The organism is Microlunatus flavus (assembly GCF_900110855.1).
Taxonomy (GTDB): domain Bacteria; phylum Actinomycetota; class Actinomycetes; order Propionibacteriales; family Propionibacteriaceae; genus Microlunatus; species Microlunatus flavus.
This window is the reverse complement of sequence record NZ_FOFA01000010.1, coordinates 104340-121726: the sequence shown is the minus strand read 5'-3', so window position 1 is coordinate 121726 and position 17387 is coordinate 104340. Positions and strand designations below refer to the sequence as shown.

General features: G+C 72.8%; 18 protein-coding genes and 1 pseudogene. 8 read left to right on the top strand and 11 right to left on the bottom strand.

Annotated features, from left to right (window positions below):
* Nucleotides 1-63 precede the first annotated feature (63 nt).
* Nucleotides 64-519 (bottom strand): hypothetical protein, encoded by a 456-nt coding sequence (locus BMY04_RS19550; RefSeq protein ID WP_091185477.1) that lies wholly within the window; start codon nt 517-519, stop codon nt 64-66.
* A gap of 109 nt (nt 520-628) precedes the next feature.
* Nucleotides 629-1843, bottom strand: coding sequence for a DUF3048 domain-containing protein (locus BMY04_RS19545; protein WP_091185475.1), 1215 nt, complete (start codon nt 1841-1843; stop codon nt 629-631).
* 105 nt (nt 1844-1948) lie between these two features.
* Here BMY04_RS19545 and BMY04_RS19540 point away from each other — a divergent pair, with 105 nt between their 5' ends.
* From BMY04_RS19540 to BMY04_RS19520, 5 genes are all read left to right on the top strand, one after another.
* Nucleotides 1949-2413 (top strand): MarR family winged helix-turn-helix transcriptional regulator, encoded by a 465-nt coding sequence (locus BMY04_RS19540; protein WP_091185471.1) that lies wholly within the window; start codon nt 1949-1951, stop codon nt 2411-2413.
* A gap of 7 nt (nt 2414-2420) precedes the next feature.
* Entirely contained in the window at nt 2421-3794 is a 1374-nt protein-coding gene (locus tag BMY04_RS19535) for an MFS transporter (protein ID WP_232506523.1), read from the top strand.
* A gap of 327 nt (nt 3795-4121) precedes the next feature.
* Nucleotides 4122-4769: an SIMPL domain-containing protein gene (locus tag BMY04_RS19530; RefSeq protein ID WP_091185468.1), complete on the top strand. Its 648-nt coding sequence runs from the start codon at nt 4122-4124 to the stop codon at nt 4767-4769.
* 244 nt (nt 4770-5013) lie between these two features.
* The gene (locus tag BMY04_RS19525) at nt 5014-8421 is read left to right on the top strand and encodes a pyruvate carboxylase (protein ID WP_091185465.1); all 3408 of its coding nucleotides are present in this window, start codon (nt 5014-5016) and stop codon (nt 8419-8421) included.
* Between the two features lie 16 nt (nt 8422-8437).
* Nucleotides 8438-9004 (top strand): manganese efflux pump MntP, encoded by a 567-nt coding sequence (locus tag BMY04_RS19520; protein ID WP_091185461.1) that lies wholly within the window; start codon nt 8438-8440, stop codon nt 9002-9004.
* Nucleotides 9005-9053: 49 nt separating this feature from the next.
* Here the strand turns inward: BMY04_RS19520 and BMY04_RS19515 are convergent, their stop codons facing one another.
* A complete protein-coding gene (locus BMY04_RS19515) occupies nt 9054-9563 on the bottom strand; it encodes a cupin domain-containing protein (RefSeq protein WP_198410287.1) in 510 nt (169 codons plus the stop codon).
* Nucleotides 9560-9955: a nuclear transport factor 2 family protein gene (locus BMY04_RS19510; RefSeq protein WP_091185458.1), complete on the bottom strand. Its 396-nt coding sequence runs from the start codon at nt 9953-9955 to the stop codon at nt 9560-9562. Before BMY04_RS19510 ends, BMY04_RS19515 begins: the two co-directional genes overlap by 4 nt.
* A gap of 124 nt (nt 9956-10079) precedes the next feature.
* Here BMY04_RS19510 and BMY04_RS19505 point away from each other — a divergent pair, with 124 nt between their 5' ends.
* Nucleotides 10080-10673, top strand: coding sequence for a TetR/AcrR family transcriptional regulator (locus BMY04_RS19505; protein WP_091185454.1), 594 nt, complete (start codon nt 10080-10082; stop codon nt 10671-10673).
* 157 nt (nt 10674-10830) lie between these two features.
* Here the strand turns inward: BMY04_RS19505 and BMY04_RS19500 are convergent, their stop codons facing one another.
* From BMY04_RS19500 to BMY04_RS19490, 3 genes are all read right to left on the bottom strand, one after another.
* Nucleotides 10831-11019: a hypothetical protein gene (locus BMY04_RS19500; RefSeq protein WP_091185450.1), complete on the bottom strand. Its 189-nt coding sequence runs from the start codon at nt 11017-11019 to the stop codon at nt 10831-10833.
* Between the two features lie 91 nt (nt 11020-11110).
* Complete coding sequence (locus BMY04_RS19495) at nt 11111-11839, bottom strand: GAF domain-containing protein (protein WP_091185448.1); 729 nt, start codon at nt 11837-11839, stop codon at nt 11111-11113.
* 114 nt (nt 11840-11953) lie between these two features.
* Nucleotides 11954-12451, bottom strand: a complete 498-nt coding sequence (locus BMY04_RS19490) for a hypothetical protein (protein WP_139210007.1) — start codon at nt 12449-12451, stop codon at nt 11954-11956.
* Nucleotides 12452-12761: 310 nt separating this feature from the next.
* Here BMY04_RS19490 and BMY04_RS22935 point away from each other — a divergent pair, with 310 nt between their 5' ends.
* Nucleotides 12762-13739 (top strand): hypothetical protein, encoded by a 978-nt coding sequence (locus BMY04_RS22935; RefSeq protein ID WP_091185440.1) that lies wholly within the window; start codon nt 12762-12764, stop codon nt 13737-13739.
* A 7-nt stretch (nt 13740-13746) separates the two neighbouring features.
* On the opposite strand, the gene serC is transcribed toward BMY04_RS22935, so the two are convergent.
* Nucleotides 13747-14868 (bottom strand): phosphoserine transaminase, encoded by a 1122-nt coding sequence (gene serC, locus BMY04_RS19480; protein WP_091185766.1) that lies wholly within the window; start codon nt 14866-14868, stop codon nt 13747-13749.
* Nucleotides 14869-14989: 121 nt separating this feature from the next.
* Between serC and pdxH the strand changes: the two genes are divergently transcribed.
* Nucleotides 14990-15637, top strand: a complete 648-nt coding sequence (pdxH, locus tag BMY04_RS19475; protein WP_232506522.1) for a pyridoxamine 5'-phosphate oxidase — start codon at nt 14990-14992, stop codon at nt 15635-15637.
* A gap of 40 nt (nt 15638-15677) precedes the next feature.
* Here the strand turns inward: pdxH and BMY04_RS19470 are convergent, their stop codons facing one another.
* The 3 genes and pseudogenes from BMY04_RS19470 to BMY04_RS19465 all read right to left on the bottom strand — a co-directional run bounded on the left by BMY04_RS19470 (nt 15678) and on the right by BMY04_RS19465 (nt 17386).
* On the bottom strand, nt 15678-16343 hold the full coding sequence (locus BMY04_RS19470) for a hypothetical protein (protein ID WP_232506535.1): 666 nt from the start codon (nt 16341-16343) through the stop codon (nt 15678-15680).
* A gap of 147 nt (nt 16344-16490) precedes the next feature.
* Nucleotides 16491-16643, bottom strand: a pseudogene (locus tag BMY04_RS23450) (type IV toxin-antitoxin system AbiEi family antitoxin domain-containing protein); the annotation flags it as partial.
* Between the two features lie 128 nt (nt 16644-16771).
* The gene (locus tag BMY04_RS19465) at nt 16772-17386 is read right to left on the bottom strand and encodes a superoxide dismutase (protein WP_091185433.1); all 615 of its coding nucleotides are present in this window, start codon (nt 17384-17386) and stop codon (nt 16772-16774) included.
* Nucleotide 17387 lies beyond the last annotated feature (1 nt).

Here is a 17387-nt window from a genome sequence, read left to right as displayed (position 1 = left end):
GCGTTTCCTGCGAGGCCCTTCGACAAGCTCAGGGAGCGTCTTCGCCACTGACCTGCTGAAGCCTCATAGGACGGCGGCGGCGACCTGGACGTGAACCGCGCGCAGGCGGGCGACCTGGTCCTCGGCGCGGCGGGCGAGGTCGTCGAGGTCGACCGACGGGGTCGGCGTCGGGGCGGCCAGCAGCGCCTGCCAGCCGGCGGCCTTGGCGTGGACCGCGTCCAGGCCCGCCTCCACCTCGACGAGGTCGGACAGCGGTGAGCGGGAGACCAGGTGGCCGTTGGGCTTGAGCCGGCCGACACGTTCGCCCAGCTTGACGGTCAGCCCGGCCCAGGGGTCGGGGGAGACCCGCCAGCCGCGCAGCAGCGCGCGCAGGGAGCGGAGGTCCTCGACCACGTCGGCGGTCAGGTCCTCGAGCTCGGGGCCCCAGGGACGCCGGCGCTGGCTCGACGCCATCCGGCGGAACAGCTCGGCGCCGCCCTGGGCGGCCGCCTCGTGGTTGCGCAGGTAGACCGCGAGCATCCGCGACGCCCGTCGGCCAGGCCCACCGGTTGTCGACACACCCTCAGCGAGATCCACGCCCCAGGCGTACCCCGACCGCGGCCGACCACACGGGCGCCCGCCCGGCGCGTCATCCGATGCGGAGCTTGGCCTTCGTGTCCGGCAGCTCCACGAACGTCTGCCCCGGAGCCATCTTGAGCGGTTGACCGTTCTTGAGCGTGAAGGCGAAGGGCTCGGCGACCCCGGCCTTGCGCCAGGTGCCCGAGACCTGCTTGCCGCCGTGGAAGTAGTAGAACGTGCCCTTCTCGTCGATGATGTCGTGGAACGGCTCGTGGTGCTCGAAGTGCTGGTGCGCCTTGACCACGAGCACGTTGTCCGTCGAGACGCGCTTGCCGTCGGCGAGGACGTGCGGCCCCCAGGGCATGCTGCGCAGGTAGCGCCCGGACCCCTTGTCGTAGGTGTAGCTCATCCGGTAGTCGTTGCCCTTGTAGGGCACGGAGAGCGTGCGGCCCTTCTTGCCCTTCACCGTGCTCACCTCGGCCTTGGTCGAGGCGATCGGGAAGTACAGGCGCGGGGGACCGTCACGGAACCGCTTGGTCTGCTTGGCCAGCACCTTGGGGTGGCAGGTCGTCGCGCGGTCGTAGTAGGTCTGGCCCTGGTACTGGTAGACCCGCGACTGGTCGGTCCCGTACGAGCCCGTGCCCCGGGTCGCGAGGTAGGACAGCATCGCCTCGAGGTGCTGGCTGTGCTTCTTGACGTACGCGATCGTCCACTTCGCCGCACCGGTGTTGCCGATGATGGCGTCCATCGGGCTGAGCAGCGGCACGTCGACGGGCCGGATGGAGCGGACCGGCTCCACCGTGTCCGGCATCTTCGAGTGGAACACGGGGACGAGCCGGGTCGAGCTGTAGCCGTTGGCGTCGAGGTAGCCCTCGAGCTGGACGAAGACGATGTCGGCGTCGTCGATCCCGCGCTGCGGGTGCTCCTGCCGGTTGTCCGGGACCTTGACCGCGACGGCGGCGTGGTGCGCGTCCTTCTTGTCCTTCAGCAGCTCGCCCGTGAGGGGCCAACGGGGTCGGGTGTCGACCGGGACCGTCGGGGTGGGCGAGGGGGTCGGCGTCGGGGTCGGCGTGCTCGACGGCACCGCGGCAGGCGCGGGGGCCGGCGGGGTCTTGTCCGAGCAGGCCGCCAGCGTCGCCGCCAGAGCCCCCGCCAGCAGCGAGCGGCGCCCGAGCCGCGCGCCCTCGTACGCGTCGATCCGCCCCACCGTCGGGTCCCCTCCCCGGTCGTCCTCGCGCGTGCGCGCGTCCTCATCGTACGGATCCTGAGCGTCGGTCAGCACCATCTCAGGGTCCTCGGCGGACGTGCCGCTGGTCACGATCCTCGCGGTGGGCGCGCTCGAGACGTTTAGCCATTGTATTTAACAGTGCTAAAGAGTACGGTCGATCGCATGAGCACGCCGACCGTCACGAGGAGCACGCGGAGCGACCTCCGCAGCGTGGCCGGGCTGTCCGACGGGCTCCGGCCCGTCGTCATGCAGCTGGCGCGCCGGCTGCGCCAGGTGCGCGCCGACGCCGTCGAGCTGACGCCGACGCAGCTGTCCGCGATGGGCGTGCTCGCGCGCCAGGACGACCAGCCCATCGGGGCGCTCGCCGCGGCCGAGAAGGTCGCCGCCCCGTCGATGACGCGGACGGTGAACGCGCTCGAGGAGCGCGGCCTGGTCGTGCGGACGCCGGACCCGACGGACCGGCGTCAGTCGCGGGTCTCGCTGACCCCGACCGGACGCGACCTGCTGCTGGCCAACCGTCGCCGCCGCAGCGAGTGGCTGGCGCAGCGCATCGCCGAGCTCGACCCCGACGACCGGGAGGTCCTCCGCCGCGCGGTGGGCGTCCTCGAGAAGATCAACGAGAAGTGAGCACCGCGTGAGTGTCCGCAGCGACCTGGCCGACAGCCCCACCGACGAGGCCGCCGCCGCGCAGCCGGAGGTCGACGAGGCGGGCGCCGCGAGGGCGGACGCCGAGCAGCCGGCCGCCGAGACGCGCGACGGCATGTTCGCCGCGCTCGGCCAGCCGAACTACCGCATCTACTTCGCCGGCGCCTTCGTCTCCAACATCGGCACCTGGATGCAGCGCGTCGCCCAGGACTGGCTGGTCCTCGAGCTCTCCCACGGCTCCGCCCTCGCCGTCGGCGTGACCACCGGTCTGCAGTTCCTGCCGATGCTGCTGCTGTCCCCGTACGGCGGGCTCATCGCCGACCGCTTCGACAAGCGCCGGATCCTGCGCGTCACCCAGGCGTGGCTGGCCGTCTGCGCCGCCGTGCTGGGGCTGCTCGCCGTCACCGGCGTGGCCCAGACGTGGCACGTCTTCGTCGTCGCGCTGGCCTTCGGCCTCGGCACCGCCTTCGACAACCCGGCGCGGCAGGCGTTCGTCTCCGAGGTCGCGGGCAAGGCCCACATCGCCAACGCGATCGGGCTCAACTCGGCCAACTTCAACACCGGCCGAATCATCGGCCCCGCGCTGGCCGGCCTGGTCATCGCCGCGTTCGGCTCGGGCTGGGCGATCCTGTCGAACTCCATCACCTACGGCGCGATGATCCTCGCGCTGACGCTGATGAACTCCTCGCTGCTCAACCGCGTGGAGAAGCCGCCGCGGGCCAAGCACCAGATCCGCGAGGGCATGTCGTACGTCTGGCACCGCACCGACCTGCTCCTCATCCTCTGCGTCGCGTTCTTCGTCGGCACCTTCGGCATGAACTTCCAGATGACCTCCGCGCTCATGGCCCAGCAGCAGTTCCACAAGGGGCCGGCGGAGTACGGGATCCTCGGCACGTTCATGGCCGTGGGCTCGCTGACCGGCGCCCTGCTCGCCGCGCGGCGCCGCGTGCGTCCGCGGGGACGGTTCGTGGTCCTCATGGCCCTGGCCTTCGCCGGGGTGGAGGTCGTCGCCGGGATGATGCCGACGTACGCCACCTATGCCGCGATCCTGCCCCTGCTCGGGCTGGTCGCCCTGCTGACGCTGACGGCGGCGAACGCGTCCGTGCAGCTCGGTGCACCCGGGCACCTGCGGGGCCGCGTGATGGCGCTCTACATGATGGTGCTGATGGGCGGCACCCCGATCGGCGCGCCGCTGCTCGGCTGGGTCGGGGAGGTCTTCGGCCCGCGCTGGACCCTTATCGGCGGCGGCGCCCTCACCGCCCTGGGCGTGCTGGCCACGGTCGCCTTCGTCATGCACCGCGAGCACCTGCGCATCACGCCGCACCTGCAGCCCCGCCCGAACCTCGAGGTCCACGGGGTCTGAGCTCGGCAGTGCGCTCCCTGAGCCTCCTGCAGGACCCATCCTGAGCTCGTGGAAGGGCCCGGAACGGGTGGGCGTCGCCCGTCGGGGGAGGACGCTGACCTCTTCGAGGCCCTTCGACAGGCTCAGGGAGCGTTCTCGGCTCCGCTGGCCGGCAGAGTGCTCGCCCGCTGAGGGGAGCGGTGCCCGGTGACGCTCCCTGAGCTTGTCGAAGGGCCCGGAACGGGTCGGCGTCGCTCGTCGGGGGAGGACGCTGACCTCTTCGAGGCCCTTCGACAGGCTCAGGGAGCGTTCCTCGGCCCTCCCGTGTTCGTGGCTACAGTCCGCACCATGAGTGCGACGCCGACCGTGACCGTCCGGGGCGAGGGGCAGGTCGAGGGGCCTCCCGAGCTGGCGACGGTGTCCGCCGTGCTGCACACCTCGGGACGCAGCGCCGCCGAGGTCACCCGCTCGCTCGCCGAGCTCGCGCGGCAGGTGGACGCGGCGCTGCCCGAGCTGACCTTCGACTCCGTCCGGACCGACCCGCTGTCGGTCAGCCCGGTCTTCGACCGGCGCTCGGGCGTGAGGATCACCGGCTACACCGGCCGCTATGCGACGCGGCTGACGCTGGCCGACTTCGCCGGCCTGTCCGGCCTCGTCGTCGCCCTCACCGGCCTGTCCGGCGCGCAGGTCGACGGGCCGTGGTGGTCCCTCCGCCCCGGCTCCCCGCTCGAGCGCGACGCGCGACGAGCCGCGGTCGCCGCAGCCGTCGCGCGCGCCCGCGACTACGCCGAGGCGCTCGGCGCGACCCTCGGCGACCTCCTCGAGCTCGCCGACACCGACGCCGGCGGCCACGGGATCATGCCCCGCGCGTTCGGCCTGGCCAAGGGCGGCGGCGAGCCTCCCGAGCTGGACCTGGAGCCGCAACCCCAGACCGTGCACGCCTCCGTCACCGCCCGCTTCACCCTCACCGACGTCCCCAGCGAGCTCGACCTCTGAGGGTCGGGTGCTCCGTACGAGCCGTGGACGTGGACAGGCCTGCCGGGAGCCCGGCCGCCGCCCGACCTCTACCGGCGGACGCGCCTCCGCCTGGACGACCGAGGGAGCACGACAACGTTCTTCCGTCGTGCGAGCGAGGGAGGAAGGCGGAGGGTCAGAGCGTCCGACGCGTCGGAGCGAAGCGGAGGCAGACAACACGAGACGTGTAGCAAGGCGGTAACGGAGCGCCCGGTAGGTTGCGGCCATGTTCAGCAAGGTGCTCGTCGCCAACCGGGGTGAGATCGCCGTGCGGGCGTTCCGCGCCGCCTACGAGCTCGGTGCCCAGACGGTGGCGGTCTACCCGTACGAGGACCGCAACGCGGTGCACCGCATCAAGGCCGACGAGGCGTACCAGATCGGTGAGCGCGGGCACCCCGTGCGGGCGTACCTCGACATCGACGAGATCATCCGCGCCGCGCGGGAGTCGGGCGCGGACGCGGTCTACCCCGGCTACGGCTTCCTGTCGGAGAACCCGGACCTCGCGCGGGCGTGCGAGGAGAACGGCATCACCTTCATCGGCCCGCCGGCCGACGTGCTCGAGCTGGCGGGCAACAAGGTCCGCGCGCTCGCCGCGGCCAAGGCGGCCGGCGTCCCGACGCTGCGCTCCACGCCGCCGAGCGCCGACGTGGACGAGCTGGTCGCCGGAGCCGAGGAGATCGGCTTCCCGGTGTTCGTCAAGGCCGTCGCCGGCGGTGGCGGGCGCGGCATGCGTCGCGTCGACGACCCGGCCCGGCTGCGCGAGTCGATCGAGGCGGCGATGCGCGAGGCCGAGGGCGCGTTCGGCGACCCGACCGCGTTCATCGAGCAGGCCGTCGGCCGGCCGCGCCACATCGAGGTGCAGATCCTGGCCGACCAGTCAGGGCACGTCATGCACCTCTTCGAGCGCGACTGCTCGATCCAGCGGCGCCACCAGAAGGTCATCGAGATCGCGCCGGCGCCGCACCTCGACCCCGCGCTGCGCGAGGCGCTCTGCGCCGACGCGGTGAAGTTCGCGAACTCGATCGGCTACTCGTGCGCCGGGACCGTCGAGTTCCTCGTCGAGACCGAGGGCGAGCGGGCCGGGGAGCACGTGTTCATCGAGATGAACCCGCGCATCCAGGTCGAGCACACGATCACCGAGGAGATCACCGACGTCGACCTCGTGCAGTCGCAGATGCGCATCGCGAGCGGCGAGAGCCTCGCCGACCTCGGCCTGTCGCAGGAGACCGTACGGATCAACGGCTCGGCCCTGCAGTGCCGCATCACGACGGAGGACCCGGCGAACGGGTTCCGTCCCGACACCGGCACCATCACCGCCTACCGCAGCGCGGGTGGCGCGGGCGTCCGCCTCGACGGCGGGACGGTCGACGTCGGCGTCCAGATCAGCGCCTACTTCGACTCGATGCTGGTCAAGCTGATCTGCCGCGGCCGCACCTTCGAGGCGGCCGTCGCGCGCCAGCGCCGCGCCCTGGCCGAGTTCCGCATCCGCGGCGTCAGCACGAACATCCCGTTCCTCCAGGCCGTCCTCGAGGACCCGGCGTTCGCCGCCGGCGACATCTCGACCGCGTTCATCGAGGAGCGTCCCGAGCTCCTGACCACCCACGCGCCGGCCGACCGCGGCACCAAGCTGCTGCGCTGGCTCGCCGAGGTGACGGTCAACAAGCCGTGGGGTCCCGCGCCGACGCACCTCGACCCGGGCGTCAAGCGCCCCGTCGGGGTGGACCTGACGCAGCCGTCGCCGCACGGCTCGCGCCAGCGGCTGCTGGAGCTCGGGCCGGAGGGCTTTGCGGCCGACCTGCGCTCGCGCACCCGCACCGAGGTCACCGACACGACGTTCCGCGACGCGCACCAGTCGCTGCTGGCGACGCGGGTGCGCACCAAGGACCTGCTGCGCATCGCCCCGTACGTCGGGCGCATGACGCCGGAGCTGTTCAGCGTCGAGTGCTGGGGCGGGGCGACGTACGACGTGGCCCTGCGCTTCCTCGCCGAGGACCCGTGGGAGCGGCTCGCGGCGCTGCGCTACAACATGCCCGGCGTCGCCCTGCAGATGCTGCTGCGCGGGCGCAACACCGTCGGCTACACGCCCTACCCGACCAAGGTCACGACGTCCTTCGTCGCCGAGGCGGCCGCGACGGGCATCGACATCTTCCGGATCTTCGACGCCCTCAACGACATCGAGCAGATGCGGCCGGCGATCGAGGCCGTGCGGGAGACCGGCACCACGGTCGCCGAGGTGGCCCTGTGCTACACGGCCGACCTCACGAACCCGCGCGAGACGCTCTACACCCTCGACTACTACCTGCGCCTGGCCGAGCAGGCCGTCGAGGCGGGCGCGCACATCCTCGCGATCAAGGACATGGCGGGGCTGCTGCGCCCGCCCGCGGCGAAGACGCTGGTCAGCGCGCTGCGCGAGCGCTTCGACCTGCCCGTGCACCTGCACACGCACGACACGGCCGGCGGCCAGCTGGCGACGCTCATGGCCGCGGTCGACGCGGGCGTGGACGCGGTCGACGTGGCCAGCGCGCCGATGGCGGGCACGACGTCGCAGGTGCCGGCGTCGGCGCTCGTCGCCGCGCTGGAGAACACCGAGCGCGCGACGAACCTCGACCTGCGCGCCGTCATGGACCTCGAGCCGTACTGGGAGGCCGTGCGCCGCGTGTACGCGCCGTTCGAGTCGGGCCTCGACAGCCCGACCGGGCGCGTCTACGACCACGAGATCCCCGGCGGCCAGCTGTCGAACCTGCGCCAGCAGGCCGTCGCGCTCGGCCTCGGCGAGAAGTTCGAGCAGATCGAGGCCATGTACACCGCGGCCAACCGGATCCTCGGGCGGCCGACCAAGGTCACGCCGAGCTCCAAGGTCGTCGGCGACCTGGCCCTGCACCTCGTCGCGGTCGGGGCCGACCCGAAGGAGTTCGAGGACAACCCGCAGGCCTTCGACATCCCCGACTCCGTCATCGGCTTCCTGGGCGGCGAGCTCGGCGACCCGCCCGGCGGCTGGCCGGAGCCGTTCCGGACGAAGGCCCTCGCGGGCCGCACGGTGCCGCTGCGCGAGACCGAGCTGGCCGACGAGGACTCCGCCGAGCTCGACCAGCCGGGCGCGACCCGCCAGGCCGCGCTCAACCGGCTGCTGTTCCCCGGGCCGACGCGGGAGTTCCTGGGCAGCCGGGAGACGTACGGCAACGTGGGCCGGCTCGACACGCTCGACTACCTCTACGGCCTCCAGCCGGGTGAGGAGCACACGGCGCGCATCGGCCGCGGCGTCAGCCTGATCCTCGGGCTGCAGGCGATCAGCGACCCCGACGAGCGCGGCATGCGCACCGTCATGTGCACGATCAACGGCCAGCTGCGTCCGATCCGCGTCCGCGACACGTCGGTGAAGGTCGACGTCAAGACGGCCGAGAAGGCCGACACGACGCGGGCCGGGCACGTCGCGGCGCCGTTCGCCGGCGTGGTGACCGTGACCGTGCGCGAGGGCGACGAGGTCGAGGCCGGCAGCACGGTGGCGACGATCGAGGCGATGAAGATGGAGGCCGCGATCACCTCGCCGGTCGCCGGCCGCGTCGAGCGCCTCGCGCTCAGCGCGATCCAGCAGGTCGAGGGCGGTGACCTCGTGCTGGTGGTCTCGCCGGCCTGAGCCGGGGGACCTGCGCATGTCGTTCCTCGGGCTGCTGGCGATCGCCGTCGGCGTGTCCGCGGACGCCTTCGCCGTCGCGCTCGGCAAGGGCCTGCACATGAAGACGTTCGACCTGCGGCACGCCCTCGCGATCGCGCTCACCTTCGGCGGGTTCCAGGCCGTGATGCCACTGATCGGGTGGGTGCTGGCCAGCCAGTTCGCCCGCTACATCACCGGCGTCGACCACTGGGTCGCCTTCGGCCTGCTCCTGCTCATCGGGCTGAAGATGATCTGGGAAGCCGTCCGGGGCGGGGAGGACACCGAGGAGGACAGCGACGCGCTGCCCCTGCGGGAGCTGCTGGTGCTGGCCGTCGCCACCAGCATCGACGCGCTGGCGGTGGGCATCTCGTTCGCGTTCCTCGACGTGGCCGTCGGGTGGGCGGTGCTGCTGATCGGCGTCTGCACGGCCGTGCTCAGCTTCGTCGGCGTCCTGCTCGGGCGACGGGTGGGGCGACGGTTCGGCGGGCCGGCGGAGATCGCCGGCGGCGTGATCCTCATCCTCATCGGCACGCGCGTGCTGCTGGACCACACCGGGGTGCTGTAGCCCTCGTCGGGGATCCGGCGCACCGAGACCCGTCTCACCGCGATCCGTCTCACCGTGTCCACGACCGGGCCCACGCGGCGTCGGCGCTGGCCGACCAGAAGTTGTCCATCAGCTGCGCCGCGGCACGGGGGTCGAACCCGAGGTCGGGGGGCGGCAGCTCCCGGCGCAGGGCCGGGGTGCCCAGGCCCTTGATCACCTGCTCGAACCCGCCGGGGGTGTAGCCGTTCAGGACGTGCGCCGCGGTCAGCACGGTGAAGGTGTGCACCGTGCCCCGGGGGATCCACACAGAGTCCCCCGCGCCGGCGGTGATCTCCTCGTCGCCGACGCGGAAGGCGATCTCGCCCTCGAGCACCTCGAACCACTCGTCGATCGGGTGCACGTGCGGCGGCGGCCCGTCCCCGGCGGGCATCCACTGCTCCACCAGCGAGAACGTCCCGCCGGTCTGGGCGGAGTCGACGAGGACCACCCAGAGGACGCCGAACGCCCAGTACGCCGGTGCGGTGTCGCGACCGGCGAGGAAGGGCACGCCCTGCGGGGCCGCCTGCGTGGGCGCGCTCATGCCGGGACCGCGGCGCGCGCGGGAACGACGACGCGGCGGGCGATGCGCCAACCAGCCGCTTCTCGCCGCAGCACGTCGTGGTGCACGACGGCGTTCGTCGTCCCGTCCCGCATCAGCAGGAGGCCCTTGGAGTCCACGGCGACGTCGTCGCCGTCCTGGCCGACGACGACCACGTTGCTCACGAGGTGCGCGACGGGACCGCCGGCCCCCATGGCCCGGGCGGCCCTCCGGGCGCCCTCGACGCCGGAGATCACGGGCATCCCGAGCGCGCTCATGTCGTACACGACGTCGGCGGCGAAGACGGTGTCGATCTCGTCGAACCTGCGCTCGTCGAAGACGTGGCCCACGAGGCTCAGCGTGTCGGCGATCGCCCAACGGTCGGTGACGTCCATGGTGCTTCCTCTCGTTCCTGCCAGCCCTGGTGGCCGACCTCAGAATGGTACTGCGTACCAGAACGAACGCAAGCCCTCTTAGGACGAAGTGCCGGTCGACGATCCCGAGCGGTAGGTTCGGTCCGTGCCGTCCACCCCACCGCTCGTCGAGCGCAAGCAGAGAGCGGCCCGGGAACGCATCGTGCGCGCGGCGGCCGAGCTGTTCGCCGAGCGCGGCTACGCCAAGGTCTCGGTGGCCGACATCGCCGAGCGGGCCGAGGTCGGCCGGACGACGTTCTTCCGCCACTTCGGCGACAAGCAGGAGGTCGTGTTCGCCCGCGAGGAGGCGCTGCTCCAGGCGTTGACCGCGGAGCACCTGGGTCGCACCGCACCCGAGAACCGGTCGCCGCGGAGCGCCGTGCAGGCGCTGCAGCCGCTCGTCCTGCAGCTGTGCGCGCAGATCACCGAGGACCCCGAGGACTACCGCCGGCACGAGCGGCTGGTCGAGGGCAACATCGAGCTGCGCGGACGCAGCGCGGCCAAGACCCAGGTCATCGCCGAGCGCCTGAGCGCGCTCCTGGTCGAGGAAGGGTGGGACGAGGGCGTCGCGCGCTTCGCCGGTCAGATCGCGCTGGCCTGCTACGCGACCGGGCGTGCCTCCTCGGACCGGGCAGAAGCCCTGGTGGCGGACACCCGGGCAGCGTTCGAGCAGGTCCTGGGCCTCGGGACCGAGCCGTAGTGCTCGCGCCGACCGGTCCGTCCGCGTGCGCCGCACCGGCTGCAGAGACAGCAAACCCGTCCCGGCGTACGAGGGCGTGGTGCAGCGCCTCGTCGGGGGACGGGTGGATGAGCGGGAGGGCCGGGTGGGGGAGCCTCAGGCGGCGGCCCGGGGTGCCTCAGGCCGAACGAGAGCTCGGCTTGGAGTCGCGCTCCTGCTCCATCTCGCGGCGCACCTTCGCCTCTGCGCGGCGTCGGGCGCGCTCGAAGTAGCCCTTCGGGTCGGTCAGGATCGCCTCGATCCTCCGGTCGTGGTGGTCACCGTCGATCGTCATCGCCATGTGCGTCACCTCCTCGGTCGCCTCCATTCTCGCACCCGTGTCCAACGTGGACGAGCACCCGGCGCAGGTCGCGCCGGGTGCTGGGTCAGGAAGGGCCCGGTCGGCCCCGCTCGGACGGTCACCGGATGCTCAGCGCCGTGCCGAGGAGCCCGGCCATCAGCCGCAGGAGCGCCACGTCGTCGTCGTCGAACGTTCCCGGCTCGAGCGCGTCGAGCGTGATCATCCCGAAGGCGACGTTGGCCACGGTCACGGGGACCACCAGCAGGCTCTCGTAGCCGTCGACGTCCTCCAGCTGCCACTGCCCGGCGGGGACCTCCGCCATCGCGTCGACCCGGAGCGGACGGTTGTCGGTGACGAGCGCCAGCGCCGCGTCCCCCGCCGGCGTGCCGCCGGTGAAGACCGTCGTCACGGGCCCGGCCCGGCCGAGCGACTCCTGCGGCTCCAGCCGCTGCGGGGGCCCGGGGTCGAGCGCGAACCAGCACGCGCGCACGCGGTCCTCGCCGGTCAGCCCGGCCGCGGTCGTGAGGACCAATGGGACCGCCTGCGCCCGCAGCTGGTCGCGCGGTCCGCGCCTGGGCTCCTGCGCGATCTCGCCGAGGAGCCGGACGACCGGCTCGAGGGCGTCGTTGAGCGCGAGCTTGACCTCGACGCGCGTGTCGAACTCCCGCTCCTCGGCCTTGGCCTGGCGCTGCTCGGACCGGATCTGGCGCACCTGCGGGATCAGGAACGCGGCGGCGGTGGCCAGCGCCTGGACGACCGCCCAGCCGATGACCGTCCGGCCGCTCGCGTCGCGCGTGAGCATCGAGGCGACGGGTGAGAGCACGACGAACACCAGCGCGACGGCCACCCAGGGCCACGCTCTCGGATCGTCCGTCGTCCTCACCACGTGATGGACCCTAGGGCCCGGCACCGACAGTTCCGGCGCCGGTGGCGGAGGCGTGCTCCGGGCCCGGGCCACGTGTCAGGGCGACCAGAAGACGACGACGTCCGGGGTGCTCGAGCCCTCCGGGACCTGGTCGATGACGGCGTCGAGCCAGTACGTGGTGGAGGGCTGGGAGCGCGCCTGGGCCAGGGTCCACGCGCCGACGACCACGTCCGCCACGTCGGGGACCGCCATCCCGAGCGGGGCGAGGCCGGTGGGCCGGTCGGTCATCGCGCGGGCCTGCGAGGCGGCCATGCTCGACGCCACCGCCTCGACCAGGAGCCAGGTCGCCCGGGCGCGGTCGGCCGGGACCGGGGTGGCGGCGAGGAGCCGGTCGACGTCGGCGACCGTCGGGTCGCCCTCGCCGAGGACCGGCGTGCCGGGCACGCGGGTGAAGATCGGCCCGAGCGGCTCGGGCGGGCGCGGCGCGGGGAGCACCGGCCGGACGGCCTCCAGGACGAGCTCGCGGTTGTCCGGGCGGCCCAGCAGCGCGGAGAGCGCCCAGGAGGGCAGGAGGTACGCCCGCAGCTGGCCCATGGCCCCACGGTAGAGGGCGTCCACGGGAGCGGGGGCGTTCCCGCGCACTCCTATCCTCGGGTCCGTGAACCCCCGGACGCGCCGCCTCATCGTGTCCGGGGTGCTCGTCGCGCTCGTGGTGCTGGTCGTGGTCGCCGCGCTGCTGCGCACCTACGGCTGACGTCCCTCGGCGCCGCTCCGGGGCCGCCCGGCACCGTCCGGCGCGCCGTGCCGGACCTGGTCGCGGTCGTCGGCGCACAATGATCGGACGTACGCTCACCGGTGGTCCGCCGACCGGGGCGGGCCCTGAATCGGAGAGCGAGCACCCAGGATGCGTTGGCGCGCGACGCTGCGAGGCACGGCCGCGGCGGTCGTCGCGTTCGGGGTGGCCCTGGCCTTCCCCGTGACGGCGGGGGCGGCGGGCAAGGTCGCGTTCACCATCAAGGACAGCCGGATCGCCGAGAACTCGGGCATGGCCGCCGACCCGACCAACAAGGTCTGGTGGACCGTCAACGACTCCGGGTCGCTGGGCGTCGTCTACGGCATCGACGCCACGGGCAAGGTCAAGGGCACGCTGCGCTTCAACGCGTTCCCGGTCGACGCCGAGGCCGTCGCCTGGCACAAGGACCGGCTCTACGTCGGCGACATCGGCGACAACGACGAGAAGCGCAAGACCGTCCGCGTCTACTACTTCGACGACCCCAAGCCGGACGACGAGACGCGGACCTACCGCGCGTACGACTTCCGCTACCCCGACGGCGCGCACGACGCCGAGACGCTGCTGGTCACGCCGGCCGGCGTCCTCTACATCGCGACCAAGGAGGCCAAGGGCGGGCTCTACCGCGCGCCCGAGAAGCCCAGCCGCGACGGCGTCAACAAGCTCAAGCGCGTCAAGGACGTCCCCGCCACCCTCGCCGACGGCGTGATCCTGCCCGGCGGCAAGGAGATCGCCTACCTCACCTACGGCAAGGTCTTCGTGGTCAACGGGACCTCCGGGAAGGTGGTCGCCTCCGAGGACGTCACCGGGGTGCCGCAGGCCGAGGCGCTGGCGCTGTCGTTCGACGGCAGGTCGCTGCTGGTCGGCGGTGAGGGCAAGGCCTCGAAGGTCTACTCCATGCCGATCCCGGCCGCCGCCGGGGCCAGCCCGAGCCCGTCGGCCTCGACCGACCCCGGGTCCGACGAGGACCCCGAGGACGTCCCCACGACCGCGGTGGCCAAGCAGCGCGGCACCTACCTCGCCGTCGGCCTGGCCGGCGTCGTGGCCGTGGTCGCCGGTGTCGTGGTCGCCGTCGTGCGCCGCCCGGGCTGAGGCGGGCTCAGGCGTCGAGGCGGGGGACCAGCCAGTCGACGCAGGCGCAGAGCGCGCTGACGTCGTCGGGGTCGATGTTGGGGAACATGCCCACGCGCAGCTGGTTGCGGCCGAGCTTGCGGTAGGGCTCGGTGTCGACGACGCCGTTCGCGCGCAGCGTCGCCGCCAGCGCGGCCGCGTCGACCCCCTCGAAGTCGACGGTGGCGACCACCGGCGAGCGGTGCGCCGGGTCGGCGACGAACGGGGTGGCGTACGGCGACGCCTCGGCCCAGGCGTAGATGCGGCGGGCCGAGTCGGCCGTGCGGGCCGCGGCGGCAGGGAGGCCGCCACGCTCCAGCAGCCAGCGCAGCTGCTCGCGCATGAGGAAGAGCGTGGCGACGGCCGGGGTGTTCAGGGTCTGGTCGAGGCGCGAGTTCGCCAGCGCGACGGCGAGGCTCAGGCTCTCGGGGATCCAGCGGCCGCTCGCCGCCACGCGTCCGACACGCTCGACGGCGGCGGGGGAGAGCAGCGCGAACCACAGCCCGCCCTCGGAGCCGAAGCCCTTCTGCGGCGCGAAGTAGTAGACGTCGGTCTGGCTCACGTCGAGCTCCACGCCGCCGGCCGCGGAGGTTCCGTCGACGACGGCCAGGGCCCCAGGGTCGGCGCCCTCGACGCGCGCGACCGGGGCGATCGCACCGGTCGAGGTCTCGTTGTGCGCCCAGGCGTACGTGTCGACGCCGGGGACCGCGACCGGCACCGCGACCGAACCGACCGGGGCGGTGACGACGCACGGTTCGTCGAGGTGCGGAGCGGCGGCCGCCGCCGCGGCGAACTTGGCGGAGAACTCGCCGAAGCTGGCGTGCGCGCTGCGGCGCTCGACCAGCGAGCTGACCGCGACGTCCCAGAAGGTCGTGGACCCGCCGTTGCCGAGGACGACCTCGTAGCCCTCGGGCAGCGCGAACAGCTCGGCGAGGCCGGCGCGCACGTCGCCGACGAGGGCCTTGACCGGGCGCTGCCGGTGCGAGGTGCCGAGCAGGTGCGCGCCCTCGTCCGCCAGCGCGGCCACGGCCTCGGGGCGGATCTTGGAGGGCCCGCAGCCGAAGCGGCCGTCGGCGGGCAGCAGGTCCGCGGGGATCCGGAGCGCCGTCACGGTGCCCCATCCTCCCACCGCGCCGCGGAGGCCGCAGTCGCTGTCCGCCCAGGGTCCGGCCGGGGTCCGCGGCGCCGCCCGCCGGTCGCGCACGACCGAACCGGGCTGCCAAGATGGACGCGTGCCCGACCTCGCCGCGGAACGGATGGACTACGACTCCGCCACGCTCCGGGAGGAGAGCGCGCCGGCCGAGCCGTACGCGCTGTTCGAGCGCTGGCTGGACGACGCCTTCGCGGCGAAGGCGCGCGGCGAGCTGCCCGAGCCGACCGCCATGGTGCTGGCGACCTCGCTGGGCGACCGGCCGAGCTCGCGGACGGTGCTGCTCAAGGCCGTCGAGGACGGCACGTTCGTGTTCTTCAGCAACTACGACTCCGCCAAGGGCCACCACCTGGTCGTGAACCCGTACGTCGCCCTGCACTTCGGCTGGTACCCGCTGCAGCGCCAGGTGCGCGTCGAGGGGCTCGCGACCCGCGTCCCTCGCGAGGAGTCGGAGGCCTACTTCGCCACGCGGCCGCGCGGGTCCCAGCTCGGGGCCTGGGCGTCCGCGCAGTCCAGCGAGGTGAGCGGCGTGGCCGCGCTGGAGGAGGCGTACGCGCGCGTGGAGCGACGGTTCGAGGGCGGGGAGGTCCCGTGCCCGCCGCACTGGGGAGGGTTCCGGGTGCGGCCCGCGATGCTCGAGTTCTGGCAGGGCCAGCCGAGCCGCATGCACGACCGCCTGCGCTACGACCGCGTCGGCGAGGACTGGGTCCGCACCCGCCTCGCCCCCTGAGGGCGGAATGGGAAAGCCGGTGCACCTCCATAGTGCGAGATCACACCCAATCTTCCTCCGGCACTCGTGAGCAGCGACGGCACCGTGTCGGCAGCCCCCTCCAGCCACGCTGCCGGAGGGCGGCGGCCACCTGCGCGGCAACAGCGCACGGGCGTCCCCAGAGGTCGGCTGCGCCGTAGCGCATCGTGAAGAGTCCGTCCAGGCCGGCCACGTTGTCCCGGTCCATGTCTCGAAAGCGACCCAGCTCCGTGTGGCCGAGCCGTCCGTCGAGCTCCACGACGACGCGGTACTCCGGGTATCGGACGTCGCGGAGCGCCCGACGGTCACGAGACGGGCGCTGGCGGACCGCCGGCGGCAGGCCGTGCGCCCGCTCGACGTCGCGGAGGTAGGTGACCTCCAGCGGAGACTCCGCGCCTGCCGCCACGTCCGTGAGCAACGCGGTGAGGAGCGCCCGGCGCGGATGACGCTGACGCCCATCGAGCTCCCTGAGAAGGCGGGCCGCGGTGGTCCTGCGACGTTGGACGGCCACGGTCGCCCAACCGACGACGTCCTCGGGTCGTGCCTCCGCGCACAGGTCGAGGACCGTGTCCTCGACGGTGGTGCACGGTGGGGATCCGCTCGACCGGGGACTGCGTGCGCCGGCTCGCTCGCGGAGGAACTGCCAACGCTCCGAGGAGGCGAGGATCTGCCCGTGCGGGACGAGCACGCGGATCCGGTCGGGCGGTTCCGCGAGGAGACCCTGGAGGTGGGCCGCCGCGGGCCCCGCGATGCGCGCCGGTCCTCCGGCCGCGAGGACGCCGGTCCAGGCCAGGGCGGCGAACGAGGGCGCACCCCCGGTCGTCAGGTAGATGCCCGACCGCACCCGTGTCCAGCGGCCGTCTCGGACCAGACGCGCGACGGTGCGGTCCGAGACGCCGTGCCCGCGCGCCTGCTCCCGGGTGATGACGCCCTGCTGGAGCTCAGCGAGAGGGTCGAGGGCGCGGTATGCGCTCGTAGGACCTGGCACCCGCGAGAGTCTGGGCGACCGACATCGGTGTCAGACCCCTTGTGCACAGGCTTCTTGATCCCGGACATGACAACGGGAAGGTCTGTGCACCACCAAGGTGCACAAACCTTCCCGTTGCGGGGTTGGGCTCAGATGAGGCCGGGCGTCTGCGCCTTCGCCTTCGCGAACCGCTCCTGGGCGTCGGCCCAGTTGACGACGTTCCACCAGGCCTTGGCGTAGTCGGCCTTGACGTTGCGGTACTGCAGGTAGAACGCGTGCTCCCACATGTCGAGGAGCAGCACCGGGATCTGCGCGAGCGGCAGGTTGCCCTGCTGGTCGTAGAGCTGGACGACGTTCAGCCGCTGGCCGAGCGCGTCCCAGACGAGCATGGACCAGCCCGAGCCCTGGATCGCGTTCGCGTTGGCCTCGAACTGCGCGCGGAACCCGTCGAAGCTGCCGAAGAACTCGTCGATGGCCGCGGCGAGCTCGCCGGTCGGCTTGTCGCCGCCGTCCGGGGACATGTTCGGCCAGAAGACCGAGTGGTTGATGTGGCCACCGAGGTGGAAGGCGAGCGTCTTCTCCAGGCCGTTGATGGGGCCGAAGGCGTTCTTGTCACGAGCCTCCGCCAGCTGGTCGATCACGGTGTTGATGCCGGCGACGTAGGTGGCGTGGTGCTTGTCGTGGTGGAGCTGCATGATCTCGCCCGAGATGTGGGGCTCGAGGGCGCTGTAGTCGTAGGGGAGATCAGGAAGTGTGTACGCCATG

What these genes read in the sequence shown, in the direction of transcription:
- BMY04_RS19465 (WP_091185433.1), bottom strand. Translation starts at nt 17,386, where the DNA reads ATGGCGTACACACTTCCTGATCTCCCCTACGACTACAGCGCCCTCGAG.
- BMY04_RS22935 (WP_091185440.1), top strand. Translation starts at nt 12,762, where the DNA reads ATGCGTTGGCGCGCGACGCTGCGAGGCACGGCCGCGGCGGTCGTCGCG.
- BMY04_RS19540 (WP_091185471.1), top strand. Translation starts at nt 1,949, where the DNA reads ATGAGCACGCCGACCGTCACGAGGAGCACGCGGAGCGACCTCCGCAGC.
- BMY04_RS19525 (WP_091185465.1), top strand. Translation starts at nt 5,014, where the DNA reads ATGTTCAGCAAGGTGCTCGTCGCCAACCGGGGTGAGATCGCCGTGCGG.
- BMY04_RS19520 (WP_091185461.1), top strand. Translation starts at nt 8,438, where the DNA reads ATGTCGTTCCTCGGGCTGCTGGCGATCGCCGTCGGCGTGTCCGCGGAC.
- BMY04_RS19510 (WP_091185458.1), bottom strand. Translation starts at nt 9,955, where the DNA reads ATGGACGTCACCGACCGTTGGGCGATCGCCGACACGCTGAGCCTCGTG.
- BMY04_RS19515 (WP_198410287.1), bottom strand. Translation starts at nt 9,563, where the DNA reads ATGAGCGCGCCCACGCAGGCGGCCCCGCAGGGCGTGCCCTTCCTCGCC.
- BMY04_RS19490 (WP_139210007.1), bottom strand. Translation starts at nt 12,451, where the DNA reads ATGGGCCAGCTGCGGGCGTACCTCCTGCCCTCCTGGGCGCTCTCCGCG.
- BMY04_RS19530 (WP_091185468.1), top strand. Translation starts at nt 4,122, where the DNA reads ATGAGTGCGACGCCGACCGTGACCGTCCGGGGCGAGGGGCAGGTCGAG.
- BMY04_RS19500 (WP_091185450.1), bottom strand. Translation starts at nt 11,019, where the DNA reads ATGGAGGCGACCGAGGAGGTGACGCACATGGCGATGACGATCGACGGT.
- BMY04_RS19545 (WP_091185475.1), bottom strand. Translation starts at nt 1,843, where the DNA reads ATGGTGCTGACCGACGCTCAGGATCCGTACGATGAGGACGCGCGCACG.
- BMY04_RS19550 (WP_091185477.1), bottom strand. Translation starts at nt 519, where the DNA reads ATGCTCGCGGTCTACCTGCGCAACCACGAGGCGGCCGCCCAGGGCGGC.